This is a genomic window from Methylophaga sp. UBA3603 (genome assembly GCF_002375335.1).
Classification (GTDB): Bacteria; Pseudomonadota; Gammaproteobacteria; order Nitrosococcales; family Methylophagaceae; genus Methylophaga.
In genome coordinates this window covers 146,737-162,186 of sequence record NZ_DFMC01000008.1, presented here as the reverse complement: position 1 = coordinate 162,186, position 15,450 = coordinate 146,737, and the positions used below count along the sequence as shown (strand labels likewise).

Here is a 15,450-nt window from a genome sequence, read left to right as displayed (position 1 = left end):
TCAATTTGCTCAAAAGATGTTGATGATAGCTTGATTAGTCGTTCTTGATAACTATATTCGGGAATGCTGCGGAATAATTTTTGCCCTGCATTGCCAGGTTGGCGGCGATTCGGCGAGCTATCACACGATAGGCTAAAGCGATATCTCCATCTGGATCTTTGACTACCGTCGGCTGACCATTATCAGCATCTTCGCGGATATGAATATCCAGTGGCAAACTGCCAAGCATATTCACACCATATTGATCAGCCATTGATTGTCCACCGCCGGCACCAAAAATATGCTCTTCATGACCACACTGGCTGCAGATATGGGTACTCATATTTTCCACTACGCCGAGTACTGGTACTTTTACTTTTTCAAACATTTTCAATGCTTTGCGAGCATCCAGTAAGGAAATATCCTGTGGCGTAGTGACGATGACTGCACCGCTGACCGGTACTTTCTGTGACAGGGTCAGCTGAATATCGCCGGTACCCGGTGGTAAATCAATCACCAGATAATCCAGCTCTTTCCAATTGGTATCGCCCAGCATTTGCTGCAAAGCCTGCGTCACCATCGGGCCACGCCAGATCATTGGTTCTTCTTCATCGATTAAAAAACCAATCGACATGCTTTGGATACCATAGCTTTCAATTGGTTCGATTGATTTGCCATCAACTGATTCAGGACGTTGAGTGGTGCCAAGCATACGCGGCTGACTTGGACCATAAATATCAGCATCCAGAATACCCACGGTGGCGCCTTCAGCTGCCAGAGCCAATGCCAGATTAACGGACGTGGTAGATTTACCTACCCCACCTTTACCGGAGGCCACGGCAATAATATTTTTTACATTTTCCAGCGCTGGCACACCCTGCTGTACTTTATGTTTTACAATTTTAGTTGTGATATTGACGCTTACATTCGCTGCGCCTTCCGCTTCAATCAATTGTTTTAGGTTTTGTGCCAGTTCTGCAGCATAGCCTTTGACCGGATAACCCAAAGTCACATCGACCTGTGTCTGATTATCGTCCTGCGATACTTTGACCGTGGCGCGGGTGTCGCCCAGTGTTATCAGTGTTGATGGATCCTGATAATTTTTGACGATTTCCTCAATTTGCGCGGGGCTAGTCATGCACGACTCCTGTAAATTTCAAAGCTAAATTAGACTCAATATTTTATACCCTGCTAAAACTGGCTGCATCCACACTGCTTGCAGGGCTATTGGCTGATACAAAGAAAAACACCGCTATAACAGCGGTGTTTAAAGTGTTTAGCGAGTTTGCTCAGGTCCAGTTAATGTGTGTTGTAAAGGCCAATCTCGGTAATTAAAGACCTGACCTTCCTCGCGAACGCGGGCAATTTCAGTCAAATCCAGATCAGCACAGACCCAACCAGGCTTGTCAGCTACGCCTTCAATCAAGATACCGTTATCGGTAAATCCATAATCCACCGGGGTATAAATGCTGGCACGCCCGGTATTCACATCAACAGCTTCTGACCAGCGAGCTTCACCAAATGTAGGAGATTGCACAACATAACATTGATTTTCCAAAGCCCGTGCCTGACAGCCAATCCGCACCCGATGGAAACCAGCCTGCGTATCGGTACAACTTGGGGCCAAAATCAAATCGGCGCCAGCCTTAACCTGCTGATAGGTAATCAATGGAAATTCAATGTCATAGCAAATACTGACCCCAATACGCCCGACATCGGTATCCAGCACTTTAATCTGTTGGCCTGGATGAATTAACCATTGCTCATTTTCGAATCGGGTCATGATCAATTTATCCTGGAAACCAATCAGCCCATCCGGTCCATAGAGATTGGCACGATTACGGAATGTGCCGTCTTCCTGCAGAACCGGAAATGTGCTGGCCAGCATCATCACATCGTATTGTTTACAAAGTTGATGATGCAAATCCTGCCAGTCCGCATAGACATCCTGCATTGAATGTAATTGCTTACCAAGATCGGTATAGATGGCTTCACCAAAGAGTGAGGCCAGTTCCATACTGCCATATTCGGGAAACACCAGTAGTTTGGCTTTCTCTTCAACGGCTTCGGCTACCCACTGCGTCAATTTATCAGTGAATTGCGACCAGTCTTTGAAAAAACCAATATCGTACTGTGCTGCAGCGACTTTTACTTTGCTCATTTACATCAAACTCGGGAAATCGTTAGCGAGACATATAAGATTGGGCTTTTTAGCCTTACTTCAATGCCAGATAATATATTTTTAACGGCTTATTAACGTCTTTAATAACAAGCTGTTGTTATACAAACAAAATTACTAGAGTCTATCGTTCTTTCAGAAGCACTATTAATGTTCAACAGACTCTAAAGTTTTTTCATCCAGAAAGTCATCGGTTTAGGTGACTCATGCTCTTCATCCAGTTCTTTCCAGCTGAATGTCGTGTTGAGTTCAGGATGCTTTTCATAGCCGCGTCTACGCCAGAAGTTGTCAAGAGGCTTATAACCTGAGGGTCGGCGTGGATGGTCTTCTGGGCGCTGTACTCCACAAAAACAGCTGAATTCATATCCGCCCAGTTCTTGTGCATGTTGCTCACGATGTTCAAAAAACGCTACGCCGGCACCTTTGCCACGGTATTGTGACAACAAGACCGATTCACCACAATAAAATACGCTATCAACATCAATACCCGCTTTGATAAACGGCGCTTTAACTTCATCAGTTTCATATCTCAGCGGAATACCCGTCGATGCACCAACGACCTTATCGCCATCAAAAGCTAAAACAATCACGCTGTCAGGCGCTTCGATATAGGTTTGCAGATAGCGAGCTTCGTAATCCGGATCACCATCATAGAGATAAGGAAAATCACGGAAAACCTCAATGCGTAATCTGGCAAGTTCCGGGATAAATTGATTCAGTGCTTCGCCTGATAAGCGTTTCAATTCCAGCATAGTTATCTCACTTAGTGCAATGGAAAGGCAACCATAAAAAAGCCAAGCTGGATAGAACATCCCAGCCTGGCTGATTGGCCTGCAGTTTAACCGACGACTTGTTTAACCCAGTCTTCCAGGTTGTAGTAGTTTGTGATGCGTGCCACTTTGCCATCACGAATCACAAAAAACGCACCAGCAGGCAGATTGTATTTCTGGCCGTTAGCTTCTGGCAAACCTTCATCGGTGCTCAGATATTCGCCTAGCACGGTGAATTCAACAGCAGCACGATCGCCCGCTTCATTAGTGGTGATGGAAATATCCACGATTTGTTCTTTGTAATGGGCATTCATGCGATCCATAAATGCAGAGAATTTTTCTTTACCAATTTCGCGTCCGGCCTGGTTAACATCATGAATAACGTCATCAGTCAGCATATTTAAAAACGCATCCATATCCTGACGGTTGAACGCATCGTAGTAGTTTTGCAGCAATGTGATTGTAGCTTGGCTCATGTCGCAGACCCCAGAGAGTAAAAAAACCGCGAATTTTAACGTGTAAACGCTTCAAAGAAAAGCAAAAACTGCTAATTAACCACAGAGACACGGAGGGCACGGAGATTTTAAAGTTATCCGCAGATTACGCAGATTTTCGCAGATTATTTTTGTCGGGTTACGCTGCGCTAACCCGACCTACGTTTTTTAAGAAAGTGTAGGTTGGGTTGAATTTATGAAACCCAACAAAGCACAAATGCTTAGATGATGTTGGGTTTCGCACAATCAACACAACCTACAGTCCTGTTAAAAATTATAAATCTGCGTCCATCTGCGTAATCTGCGGATCTATTTTTTGTCTCTGTGCCCTCCGTGTCTCTGTGGTTAATTTTTTTAACCGCAAAAAATCATTGACGACTACGAGCAGTGATCCCCATTAACTTGTAGGTCAGCATTGATGCAGCAAAGTCATATGCATGAAACCCTTCAATTGGTGCAAACTCCATTACATCAAAACCAATAATTTCACGTTGTTTGGCAACCGATTCAAACAGATTCAATGTCTGGTACCAACTCAGGCCACCCGGTACTGGTGTGCCTGTTGAAGGAAACACACTCGGATCCATACCATCAATATCCACCGTAAAAAACACTTTTTTCGGGAAATCATCGGGCAAGGTAATGCTGTTGATATTATTCGGCACCAATTCATCGGCATCCTGGTAATACACACCAAACTCCTCTCGCACCTGCATCTCTTCTTCACAAAATGCACGAATTCCCAGTTGGTATAACGGGATACCCATATCCACAGCACGTTTCATTACTGAGGCATGGCTCAAAATATCGCCTTCATAGGCATGACGCAGATCAGCGTGGGCATCAATCTGCACAATACCAAAATCTTCGATGCCGGCATCTTTTAACCCTTTAATGACGCCATAGGTCACGGTATGTTCACCACCTAACACTACAGGAATTCCGCCATTACGGATGATTTCAGCGGTGGCATTAGCAATGTTATCAATCACCTGTTGCGAGCTAACGCTGCAATCGACTGGCGGGCAAGTATAGATGCCCAAATCACATGGATTACTTTTGCCGTCCCATTTTTCCAGCTGCCAGGATGCATTCAAAATCGTTGAAGGCCCTTTATTGGTGCCGCCACCATAAGAGACCGTTTTTTCATACGGAACAGGCAAAACATGGAACATCGCCTGTTTTGGATCGGCTTGGTCAATCTCGGAGCCCAGGAAAATCGGAAATTCTTCGTTCAATTCGGTGTTCATGACAGTCGCTCTTTAAAATCGCTGTAGCCAAAGCTTTTGACTACACGTAAATCATCGGTTTCGGAATTCCAAATAGCCAATGCCGGTAATTTGGTACCATTAAATGTCGTGGTTTTAACCATGGTGTAATGACTCATATCTTCAAATACTAGACGTTGACCAATTTCCAGTGGCTTATCAAAGCTGTAATCACCGATCACATCACCCGCCAGACAAGTTAATCCACCCAATCGATACGTATGTGACTTTTCATCAGGCAAACCTGCACCGGTGATATCCGGACGATACGGCATTTCCAACGTGTCGGGCATATGACAGGTAGCAGAGGTATCGAGAATCGCCTGATCAAGGTGATTCCAGCTGATATCGAGCACCTCGCAACTCAAAATACCAGTACCAATTGCCACCGCCTCACCCGGTTCCAGATATACTTCGACTTGATGCCGTTGTTTAAAATCCTGAACCAGTTGAATTAAACCATCGATGTTATAGCCATCAGCCGTAATATGATGGCCACCACCAAAATTCACCCACTGCATTTGTGGCAGCAAATGGCCAAACTTCGCTTCCATAGCCGCCACAGTTCGCTGCAATGGTTCAAATCCTTGCTCACATAAAGTATGAAAATGCAGCCCAGAAATACCATCCAATGCCGTTTCATCCAGTTGCGATAACGGAATGCCTAAACGTGAACCGGGAGCACACGGGTCATAAATTGGCACTGCACCTTCAGAATGTTCTGGATTGATTCGTAAACCAAAATGCAAATCTGGACGCTGTTTTTGCATTGCCTGGCACTGATCACGAAACCGCAGCCATTGGCCACAGGAATTAAACACAATGTGATGGGCAAAGGTCAGCAGTTCATCAATATCCTGTTGACTGAAGGCCGCAGCAAATACATGCACTTCCCCACCGTATTCTTCAAAACCAAGCCGAGCTTCATGCAAACCACTGGCACAAGTGCCGCTCAGATATTTGGCGGTCAACGGTGCCAAAGACCACATTGAAAATGCTTTCAAAGCAGCCAGAACTTTTGCACCACTGGCCGTTTGCACATGATTCAGAATGCGTAAATTACGCTCAACAGCCACCTCGTCCACCACAAAACATGGCGACGGCAATCGAGATAAATCCAGCTTGGTAAAATCAGTAAATTGCATTATTTTCAAATACCTGAAAATGATAGTTAATTTGTATTATTAACACTTATTAACCACAGAGACACGGAGATCACAGAGTTTTATCCGCAGATTACGCTGATTCTCGCAGATTATTTTTGCCGGGTTACGCTACGTTAACCCGACCTACATTCATATTAAAATTAAAAATCTGCGCCCATATGCGGATGTATACTTTTCCTCCGTACCCTCCGTGCCTCTGTGGTTAAATTTTTATAGATCCATAAGGTCAATCGTCGAGATTGAAATCATCCAGTTCGATCACTTCCCAAGGCAGTCCATATTTATTCATATCTTCCATAAATGGATCCGGATCAAACTGTTCAATGTTCCAGACGCCCGGTTTTTTCCATTTGCCTTCCAGCATCATCTTGGCGCCAATCATGGCTGGTACACCAGTGGTATAAGAAATCGCCTGCGACTGAACTTCAGCGTAGCAATCCTGATGGTCTTTTATTTGATAGAGATACACAATTTTCTCTTTACCATCCTTAACACCCTTCACTACGCAACCAATGCAGGTTTTACCTTTGGTGCGAGGGCCAAGTGTTGAAGGATCTGGTAACAAAGCTTTGAGGAACTGAATCGGTACAATCTGCTGACCGTTAAAATCAATTGGGTCAATACCGGTCATACCGACATTACCCAGCACTTCCAGATGTTTAAGATAGCTTTCACCAAAGCTCATCCAGAACTGGGCACGTTTCAAAGTCGGGAAGTTGACTACCAGCGATTCCAGCTCTTCATGGTACATACGGTAGATGTTGTAATTGCCGACTTCCTCCGGGCAGGTAAAACTGGCTTTTTTTGACATGGCCGGCGTGGTAACAAATTCACCATTTTCCCAGTGACGACACTCTGCCGTGACTTCACGAATATTGATTTCCGGATTGAAGTTGGTGGCAAATGGATAACCATGATCGCCGCCATTGACGTCAATAATATCCAGCTCATGGATTTCATCGAAGTAATGTTTGGCAAGATAGGCAGTAAAGACATTGGTGGCACCGGGATCAAAACCGCTGCCGAGTAATGCCATCAAACCGGCATTTTCGAATTTTTCTCGATAAGCCCACTGCCAGCTGTATTCAAACTTGGCGGTATCCAAGGGCTCATAGTTAGCCGTATCCAGATAATCCACACCAGCGGCCAAACAGGCGTCCATGATGTGCAAGTCCTGATAAGGTAACGCTACGTTGATGACCAGATCCGGTTTTTCTTTTTCCAGTAAAGCAGTCAGTTCTGGTACGTTATCGGCATCGATTTGAGCAGTGCGGATTGGGCGATCCAGCTGCGCTGCTATGGCTTTACATTTGTCTTCATTACGGCTGGCCAGAATAATCTCTGAAAACACTTCCGGTAATTGGGCACATTTATGCGTAACGACGCCGCCAACACCACCGGCGCCAATAATGATCACTTTTGACATTGTTGAATCCTTATAAATCTGCAGTTATCTTTCAAAGAAGGTGTAGCCATTCATGCTATCGCTGAAGGCACGTAACATTTGTTGACGCATTGGTACCGAAATCTTGCCATCCCGCACAGCTTGTTCAGCCAGTTTACGGAATTGCTCCTGCATCACTTTCGGGTCGTATTCAACGTAGCTGAGCACATCGGCAATGCTGTCGCCATGAAACTCACGGACAAAATCAAAGCTACCATCCTCATTAATATGCACACTGACCACGTTGGTATCACCAAACAGGTTATGTAAATCCCCAAGGGTTTCCTGATACGCTCCAACCAGAAATACGCTCAGATAATATTCCTCACCCTCAATTAGCGGATGTAATGGCAACGTTTTGCGAATCCCATCTTCGTATGAAAACGAATCAATTTTGCCATCACAATCACAGGTCATATCAGCGATAACCGCTGCGCGAGTGGGTTTTTCATTCAAGCGATGAATCGGCATGATGGGGAAGATCTGGTCAATCGCCCAGATATCCGGTAACGATTGAAACAGACTGAAATTACCGTAATAAATATCGGACAGTAACTCTGGCAAACTTTCCAGTTCAGCAGAAACCCGGCGTGCCTGGGGCAACAATTCTGAGATTTTTTCCAAAATGGCCAATGAAACATTCTCGGCTAAAGCCCGTTCACGGAGAGTTGCCTGACCGTGATGGAATAACTCACGTAATTCATCACGATAATATATGGCATCGTTGTAACACTCCTGCAGGTTCTGCAGTTTTACATTATTCAGTACGGCATAGAGGTTCACCAGCATATCGGGACTATCATCCGGAACAATTTCCGGAATCGTGCCAGGTTTATGATCACGGACTTCCAATACGTTAAATAACAACATGGAAGAATAGGCAATCAATGCCCGACCAGATTCAGTAATGACGACTGGGTGTTCGATATCCAGCGGATCCAGACATTCCTGCAAGGTTTCGATAATGTTGTAGCAATATTCGTCCAGGCCGTAGTTCATACTGTGGGTGCTGTTAGAACGAGCACCTTCGTAGTCAACTGCCAAGCCGCCACCCAGGTCCATATAGCCCATCGGTGCGCCTTCTTCGATTAAGCCAGTGTAAAAACGGCAGGCTTCCATTACCCCACTACGGATATTACGAATATTGGGAATTTGTGAGCCTAAGTGGCTATGCAGTAACTGCAGGCAATGCAACATATCGGCTTTTTTGAGCTGTTCAACCACTTCCAGCAAAGCATTGGTCGACAAGCCAAATATCGAACGATCCCCGCTGTCACCATTCCAGTGACCTTCAACGGTTGAAGCGAGGCGAATACGCATACCGATCAGTGGCTCGATTCCCAATGCTTTGCTTCGCTCCAGAATAGTGGTTAATTCTGTGGCGGTTTCCAGCACAAAGAAACACTTGATACCCATTTGACGGGCATATAAACCCAGTTCAATAAACTCTTCGTCTTTATAACCATTGCAGATAATCAGACTGTCATGGTCACGTAGTTGTGAAATAGCAATAATTAATTCGGCTTTACTGCCCGCTTCCAGACCATGATGATAACGACGACCATAATCTGCAATTTCCTCAATAACGTGGCATTGCTGATTTACCTTGATTGGGAAGACGCCGCGATAGTCATTTTTATAGCCAGCTGTTTTAATCGCCCGGGCAAAAGCCTCGTTCAGTTGGGTAATTCGCAAATCCAGCAGGTTTTCAATGCGTAATACAGCGGGCATATCCAGGCCACGCTCTTTCATTCCATTAACAATATCGATCAATGGAACATGAATAGTCTTTTCACCAAATTGCAAACTGACGACCGCATTGCCATCGGCGGAAATATCAAAATAATCCGTCCCCCAATCACGCACACCATAAAGCTTACTGCTATGTTGCGCACTCCACTCTTCAGGGGCAACATCAGGTGAGTGTGTATCAAGATTGGCATGGGTTTGTGTCATCAGTATGACCCCCTTTGGCTTCAGTTAAATCGCGGGATTGTCACTATTTTACGGATAAATTGCAAAAATATTATGACAGCACTACTACGTAACGAGATGAATCGCAGGCCTAGATAATTGGTTGCTCTTCTGGAACGCTGGTATCTGTTGATGGATCCAGATTGGTATTGAACGCCTCCACACTGTCCGCAACTTCGTCAGGGCGATTAAAACGCGCAATATGGAACAGCGCCTCACCCTCATTGACCAGAGGAATATTGGTTCTGCCAATGATCACGCCACTACAGATTGCGACCACTTTGGTTTCCGATTTTTCATCACCATATGGGGCCGCGACCATTCCCAGAATATCGCCTTTGGTCACGTGGGCTCCCATAGGAACCAGCATTCTGAAAATTCCGCTTTGCGGTGCCCTCACCCAACTGCTTGAACGCGCGACAAATGGTTCTACCGGTTTCAAATGTTTAGTACGGGATTCAGTCAACATGCCCAGCTTACGCATTACCGCCAATACGCCTCTGACACCAGCACGAATCGCCAGTTCATTAAAACGTAATGCTTCACCGGCTTCATAGACGATAACCGGCACATTGGCCTGCTGACAGGCATAACGCAGAGATCCCTCAATCAAGCCTGAATTCAAAATAACCGGGGCATTAAATGCTCTCGCCATTTCTTCAACGGCAGGATTATCCAACGCTGCACGAATCTGTGGCAGGTTATCGCGGTGAATGGCTGCAGTATGTAAATCTACGCCATGGGTACACTTATTCACCACCTCGCTCATAAAAAGATTGGCGAGGCGCGCCGCCAGAGAACCCTCTTCAGAACCGGGGAAACAGCGGTTTAAATCTCGGCGGTCTGGCAAATAACGTGTTTGATTGATAAAACCATATACGTTAACCACCGGGATGGTTATCAACGTCCCTTTAAGGCTTTTAAGCCGTTTACTTCGAACCAGCCGACGAATTATTTCCACACCGACGATTTCATCTCCATGTACCGCGCCGGACACAAATAAAACAGGCCCGTCACGTCGTCCACGCATCACCTGCACCGGCATACTCAAGGAGGTATGCATATACAAATCCGGTAGAGCTACATCAACTACTTTATTTTGTCCGGGGCCAATTTTTTGCCCGGCAATAATTAACTCGTCAGGCATCAACCACGGCCTTTGGTTTTAGTGGTTCCTGAAACAGAGTTCTTTTCAATAAAATCAATAATCAAACTGGCAATATCCTTACCGGTTGCTGATTCGATACCTTCAAGCCCTGGCGACGAATTAACCTCCATCACGACTGGTCCATGGTTCGAACGCAATAAATCCACACCACACACATTCAGCCCCATCGTTTTGGCTGCCCTGACAGCGGTAGCACGCTCTGCCGGTGTAATGCGGATTAAATTGGCACTGCCCCCACGATGCAGGTTAGATCGGAACTCGCCCTCTTTACCCTGGCGTTTCATTGCGGCAACCACTTTCTCTCCGACCACAAAACAGCGAATATCCGCACCACCGGCTTCTTTGATAAATTCTTGTACCAAGATATTGGCTTTCATACCCATAAAGGCTTCGATAACACTCTCAGCGGCCCCAGCAGTCTCTGCCAATACCACACCGATGCCCTGGGTACCTTCCAATAATTTAATCACCAGCGGCGCACCACCGACCATCTTGATTAAATCATCAACATCATCCGGACGATGTGCAAAGCCCGTTACTGGTAGACCAATTCCGCGGCGGGATAATAACTGCAGAGCGCGAAGTTTATCGCGCGAACGACTGATAGCCACCGACTCATTCAGTGGATATACATTCATCATTTCAAACTGGCGCAGTACAGCAGTTCCGTAAAAGGTCACCGAAGCCCCGATCCGAGGAATCACCGCATCATAACCGGTCAGATTCTCGCCCTTGTAATGGACTTCCGGTTTCATCGAAGTGATATTCATATAACAACGCAGCACATCCAGCACATCCACTTCGTGACCTCGTGCCTCCGCTGCCTCAACCAATCGGCGAGTGGAATACAGCTTCGAATTACGGGACAAAATGGCTATTTTCATGCAGATTCTCCATCAAGCGCTTCATCTCTTGGCGCTTGGGTAGTGTCGTGGAATGCGGGGCTTGCTTGATAGGACAATGCCGGATTAACCAATATATTACCAGTCGTCATGGCAGTACGTCCCAGTAACATTCGAAACAACATGGTATCGCGATTGGTCAGGGTAATTTCAATCGGCCAGCTATGACCGCCAACGCTCAGTGGCGTCTCAATTACATAACGTTTTTCTGTGTGACCACCTGAGTCAGTAACGTTTCGCTCGTCCTTAACTCGCGCTTCGCACCAGATTTCCGTCTCAGTATCGTGTTGATTGGGATGCACCCCGAATCTTACCCAAAGCTCACCGTTCTTATCAATCGGCTCAACCGAAAAGGCATGAATCGCGGAAGTTCGAGCACCAGTATCCACCTTGGCTTTGATTTGTTGAATACCCAACTCAGGCAAGCTCAACCACTCTCGCCAGCCAACGGTTATTATTTTTGGATGATTTTCCACGGGATTCCCCAATTAAGAATTTATGGGGCAATTGAAAGCAATTTATTGGTGAGTGTCAAAAAGGATTTTGGATATTAATGTTTAAAAAAGAATTAAATCCTAGCGATCAGTTGAGTTGAAAAGATTTACTAGAGGATAATTAATAAGTCAGATACAAAAAAAAGCCCCGATGAATCGGGGCTTTTTTTATGTTAGCTAAAAACTAGCAAAGTGCAGGATTATTAGCACATGCACCAGCCCATGTGACAACACCAGAGTTTGTATCATATGTACCAGTCATAATGTAAGTATCTGCAGCGGAGATATTTCCCGGTGCGTTAGCATCAGGAGTTACCGTGATAGTTCCAGATGTATTACTTGCAACAGCCCAGTTAATAGTGTTAGCAATAGATGGAGATGTTGTTACATCATTAGGTACGCCATTGGATCCTGCGGTACAATTTGAAAAACCACCTTCTACTTGTGCACATACTTCAACAGCAGATTTAACGCTAGTTGCAGCCATAACAATTTCTGTATATCTAGCTTTATCTGTATAAGTTTGGTATGCAGGCAAAGCGATTGCCGCCAAAATACCGATTATCGCGATAACGATCATTAACTCAATTAATGTAAAACCTTGTTGTGTTTTTTTCATCTTTCAATCTCCATTATATAGACGACAAGCTTTGTGCTCGGAATTAATAACGCACCCTCTATGCCAACTTAAATTTCACTTTAAAATTAATAACTTATCTATATGTGCATTACTTTTTAAGTTTAACAAAGGTCAACCTACGTCAACTAGTGACATTTTTTGTCAGTTTATGGCTAAACAATCTTGTTGAAGATTCTGTAAAACTTTATTTGCTGGGTAATATTGCAGACTTTTACCGATCGTCTGACAGCGTTGTTCAGACTGTGCTAAAGCAAAATAGCCATTAATAATATCTTCAAACACTTTCAATTCAGGTTTTTTAATCAGTTCTGATTCGAACCAATTCACTACCTGAACCAATTTATCAGCGTCATTTCTTCCGATTGCATCATGTAAGTGAGTTCGCATGACGATTTGCTCTGCATACGTTTTGTAATACAGATTATTTAACGCGCTATCCAATTGAGGCGCTTGCTGCGATTGTCTTATGAATTGATACATTTGTTGTTGGGCTTGTGATGTTTGCCATAAAAAAAGCAAAGTTACTGTAAGCAGAATAACCACCAAACTACGAAGTGATTTTTTTGCCATCAAGCTGATCAAATTTTGTCTAATGACTAAGTGATGATTAAGTAATACAAAAAGCAACGTTAACCAAATAAACCAGTGAAATGATGAAATATAAAAAGGGTGCTCTACCTGTGTATGAAAGGTAATCGGGAGTAATAAGGCCAAATTGGCTAATAACCTTTGTTGCCTATATTTAATTGCAAACCAAAGTACACTGATTACAGCAATTACAATCCCTCCCAATGCCAGCAAGCCCCCTTCAATTGCCCACTGCAAAAGCTCATTATGGGGATGCCCAATATAAGTTGGCATATCTGCATTTGGATGCTTTTTGTAAAACTCTGATGAAGCTAAACCAAACTGTTCAAGAAAACTGCCGATGCCATGACCACTTATTGGAGCTTCAGAAAAAGCATTAAGAGAAATGCGATAAATACTTAAACGCTGATCAGAATATTGCGCTTCAACCAATCGATAGGATTTATCCAAGGTTTTATGTAAGCCTTCTTTGGCTAACCAGCTTGCAGCTATGATCAATAACAGAATAGATAGAATCGTTTTCCAATTTTTTCTGACTTGATTTCGATAACCAATCAGCAGCATCAATAAGCCGAATATTCCAGATAGAAGTCCAATTCTTGAGCCAGTCGACACCATTACACACGTAGCCACACCGATGGTCAGCAATAAAAAAATTTTCAGATAAATCCGCTTATAGGAAATTGGTCGTAAACACAAATAAATACAAATCAATATGCCAGTCACCAAAAAACTCGCCATCACATTTACCTGCTGGAATACTCCAGTAGCTATTTGCGTGTTAGTTTTCGGAATCCAGTCCACCAAAATTGGCGGCTGGAAAAGTTGAATCATGCCAAAGAGACTATGAAGGAATGTCGCAACCGCGAGCAAAAGTAAAAGTTTGTCAGTGTTTTTAAGTCGAAATTGAAATAACCCGAATAGAAAAATCACACCCGCCATGACATATGTAATGCGAAATAACCATGTGATTGGGTCTTTTACCCCAGCTAGGGCAGCGGCCAGAAGGATCCCGACTGGTAATGCCAGCAGGCCTTTGTAATTTGCTGGAAGAATCAGCTTATCCTGCCCACAGAAATACCAGACTGAATAAGCAATAACTAACGTAGCGGCCGCCCAGACGGTGATATTAAATGGTAGATCAAATCCAGTGCCACCGAGACTGGAGGCCAGATAAAAGGGAGATACCAGGTAGAGTAATGCCAATAACCATTCAATTGGCTGCTGTGGCAATAACGGGTATTTTGAGAGAGTGCGCGACATAAGCTTCCCTGTTCTGGCGAATAAACAAAAAAGGATTATGTCGGCTGATTGATCGAGTGGCAAGGCGTGTTGGATAGAAACAACGACTATTTCATATCAGCTGTATTTTTATCCACAGATTACGCAGATGTGTGCAGCTTAAAAGAATACAAACCACAGAGACACAGAGAGCACAGAGATTAAAAATAATGTAGGTCGGGTTATCGCAGCGTAACCCGACATAAACAAGATGTTGGGCTTCGCAGACTCAGCGCCAACCTACGGAAAATAACTATTCAACCCGGTTTTGATTTACAGGGCTTGGTCTTTTGTTCAAAGGCTTAAATTAAAATTTTTCTCTAAATATCTGCGCCCATCTGCGAAATCTGCGGATATATTTTTAAACCTCTGTCCCTCTGTGGTTATATCAACTACAAAGGCACACCAATCCGTTGAGCAACTTCTTCGTAGGCCTCGATAACACCACCCAATCCCTGACGGAAGCGGTCTTTATCGAGTTTTTTACGGGTTTCAGCATCCCATAAACGGCATCCATCCGGGCTGAACTCATCACCGAGATAGACTTCGTCTTTGAACACACCAAATTCCAGTTTGTAATCCACCAGAATCATCCCGGCATCGGCAAACAGTTTTTTCAACACCTGATTGACTTCAAAGGTCAACGCTTTCATGCGTTGGACCTGTTCATCGGTAGCCCAGCCAAAAGTGGCGATATGGTATTCATTAACCATTGGGTCATGTAAAGCATCATTTTTCAGGAAAAACTCAAATACCGGCGGGTTAAGCTCCATTCCATCTTCCACGCCAAGCCGGCGGACCAGACTGCCTGAAGCCACATTACGCACCACACATTCCACCGGGATCATTTTCATGTTTTTGACCAGCGCTTCATTGGCACTGAGCAGTTTTTCAAAATGCGTCGGAATACCCGCGTTGGCCAATTGCTCCATGATAAATGCATTAAACTTGTTATTAATCTCACCTTTACGGCTTAATTGTTCGATACGTTCACCATCAAATGCCGATGTATCGTCCCGAAAACTGAGCACAACATAATCCTGGTCTTCTGTAGCAAAGACGCTTTTGGCTTTACCGGCATAAAGTTGCTGTAATTTTTGCAT

Annotated in this window: 14 protein-coding genes; all 14 read right to left on the bottom strand. The window is 44.4% G+C overall.

What is annotated here, in order from left to right; genetic code table 11:
* Positions 1–34 precede the first annotated feature (34 nt).
* The 14 genes from apbC to purC all read right to left on the bottom strand — a co-directional run bounded on the left by apbC (position 35) and on the right by purC (position 15,450).
* Positions 35–1,117 carry an iron-sulfur cluster carrier protein ApbC gene (gene apbC, locus B4F66_RS06225; RefSeq protein WP_292357451.1) on the bottom strand — a complete coding sequence of 361 codons (1,083 nt, stop codon included), beginning with the start codon at positions 1,115–1,117 and terminating at the stop codon, positions 35–37.
* Positions 1,118–1,255: 138 nt separating this feature from the next.
* A complete protein-coding gene (locus B4F66_RS06220) occupies positions 1,256–2,140 on the bottom strand; it encodes a carbon-nitrogen hydrolase family protein (RefSeq protein WP_292357453.1) in 885 nt (294 codons plus the stop codon).
* Positions 2,141–2,322: 182 nt separating this feature from the next.
* Positions 2,323–2,910, bottom strand: coding sequence for a GNAT family N-acetyltransferase (locus B4F66_RS06215; RefSeq protein WP_292357455.1), 588 nt, complete (start codon positions 2,908–2,910; stop codon positions 2,323–2,325).
* 86 nt (positions 2,911–2,996) lie between these two features.
* Positions 2,997–3,404 (bottom strand): ketosteroid isomerase-related protein, encoded by a 408-nt coding sequence (locus B4F66_RS06210; RefSeq protein ID WP_014706801.1) that lies wholly within the window; start codon positions 3,402–3,404, stop codon positions 2,997–2,999.
* A gap of 386 nt (positions 3,405–3,790) precedes the next feature.
* A complete protein-coding gene (gene speB, locus B4F66_RS06205) occupies positions 3,791–4,672 on the bottom strand; it encodes an agmatinase (protein WP_292357458.1) in 882 nt (293 codons plus the stop codon).
* On the bottom strand, positions 4,669–5,835 hold the full coding sequence (gene nspC / locus B4F66_RS06200; protein ID WP_292357461.1) for a carboxynorspermidine decarboxylase: 1,167 nt from the start codon (positions 5,833–5,835) through the stop codon (positions 4,669–4,671). Before nspC ends, speB begins: the two co-directional genes overlap by 4 nt.
* 247 nt (positions 5,836–6,082) lie before the next feature.
* Positions 6,083–7,282: a saccharopine dehydrogenase family protein gene (locus tag B4F66_RS06195; RefSeq protein WP_292357462.1), complete on the bottom strand. Its 1,200-nt coding sequence runs from the start codon at positions 7,280–7,282 to the stop codon at positions 6,083–6,085.
* Between the two features lie 24 nt (positions 7,283–7,306).
* Entirely contained in the window at positions 7,307–9,256 is a 1,950-nt protein-coding gene (gene speA / locus B4F66_RS06190) for a biosynthetic arginine decarboxylase (RefSeq protein ID WP_292357464.1), read from the bottom strand.
* Between the two features lie 109 nt (positions 9,257–9,365).
* The gene (locus B4F66_RS06185; protein ID WP_292357466.1) at positions 9,366–10,421 is read right to left on the bottom strand and encodes a succinylglutamate desuccinylase/aspartoacylase family protein; all 1,056 of its coding nucleotides are present in this window, start codon (positions 10,419–10,421) and stop codon (positions 9,366–9,368) included.
* Complete coding sequence (rimK, locus tag B4F66_RS06180) at positions 10,421–11,326, bottom strand: 30S ribosomal protein S6--L-glutamate ligase (protein WP_014706795.1); 906 nt, start codon at positions 11,324–11,326, stop codon at positions 10,421–10,423. The genes B4F66_RS06185 and rimK overlap by 1 nt, the downstream gene beginning before the upstream one ends.
* On the bottom strand, positions 11,323–11,820 hold the full coding sequence (locus tag B4F66_RS06175) for an ATP-dependent zinc protease family protein (RefSeq protein ID WP_292357469.1): 498 nt from the start codon (positions 11,818–11,820) through the stop codon (positions 11,323–11,325). The genes rimK and B4F66_RS06175 overlap by 4 nt, the downstream gene beginning before the upstream one ends.
* A 202-nt stretch (positions 11,821–12,022) precedes the next feature.
* Entirely contained in the window at positions 12,023–12,457 is a 435-nt protein-coding gene (locus B4F66_RS06170) for a pilin (RefSeq protein WP_292357471.1), read from the bottom strand.
* Between the two features lie 162 nt (positions 12,458–12,619).
* Positions 12,620–14,008: a PglL family O-oligosaccharyltransferase gene (locus tag B4F66_RS06165; protein ID WP_292411626.1), complete on the bottom strand. Its 1,389-nt coding sequence runs from the start codon at positions 14,006–14,008 to the stop codon at positions 12,620–12,622.
* Between the two features lie 731 nt (positions 14,009–14,739).
* Positions 14,740–15,450, bottom strand: a complete 711-nt coding sequence (gene purC / locus B4F66_RS06160; RefSeq protein WP_292357475.1) for a phosphoribosylaminoimidazolesuccinocarboxamide synthase — start codon at positions 15,448–15,450, stop codon at positions 14,740–14,742.

Coding starts and splice junctions, on each gene's coding strand:
- apbC (WP_292357451.1), bottom strand. CDS start 1,117: ATGACTAGCCCCGCGCAAATTGAGGAAATCGTCAAAAATTATCAGGAT.
- B4F66_RS06220 (WP_292357453.1), bottom strand. CDS start 2,140: ATGAGCAAAGTAAAAGTCGCTGCAGCACAGTACGATATTGGTTTTTTC.
- B4F66_RS06215 (WP_292357455.1), bottom strand. CDS start 2,910: ATGCTGGAATTGAAACGCTTATCAGGCGAAGCACTGAATCAATTTATC.
- B4F66_RS06210 (WP_014706801.1), bottom strand. CDS start 3,404: ATGAGCCAAGCTACAATCACATTGCTGCAAAACTACTACGATGCGTTC.
- speB (WP_292357458.1), bottom strand. CDS start 4,672: ATGAACACCGAATTGAACGAAGAATTTCCGATTTTCCTGGGCTCCGAG.
- nspC (WP_292357461.1), bottom strand. CDS start 5,835: ATGCAATTTACTGATTTTACCAAGCTGGATTTATCTCGATTGCCGTCG.
- B4F66_RS06195 (WP_292357462.1), bottom strand. CDS start 7,282: ATGTCAAAAGTGATCATTATTGGCGCCGGTGGTGTTGGCGGCGTCGTT.
- speA (WP_292357464.1), bottom strand. CDS start 9,256: ATGACACAAACCCATGCCAATCTTGATACACACTCACCTGATGTTGCC.
- B4F66_RS06185 (WP_292357466.1), bottom strand. CDS start 10,421: ATGCCTGACGAGTTAATTATTGCCGGGCAAAAAATTGGCCCCGGACAA.
- rimK (WP_014706795.1), bottom strand. CDS start 11,326: ATGAAAATAGCCATTTTGTCCCGTAATTCGAAGCTGTATTCCACTCGC.
- B4F66_RS06170 (WP_292357471.1), bottom strand. CDS start 12,457: ATGAAAAAAACACAACAAGGTTTTACATTAATTGAGTTAATGATCGTT.
- B4F66_RS06165 (WP_292411626.1), bottom strand. CDS start 14,008: ATGGCGGGTGTGATTTTTCTATTCGGGTTATTTCAATTTCGACTTAAA.
- purC (WP_292357475.1), bottom strand. CDS start 15,450: ATGCAAAAATTACAGCAACTTTATGCCGGTAAAGCCAAAAGCGTCTTT.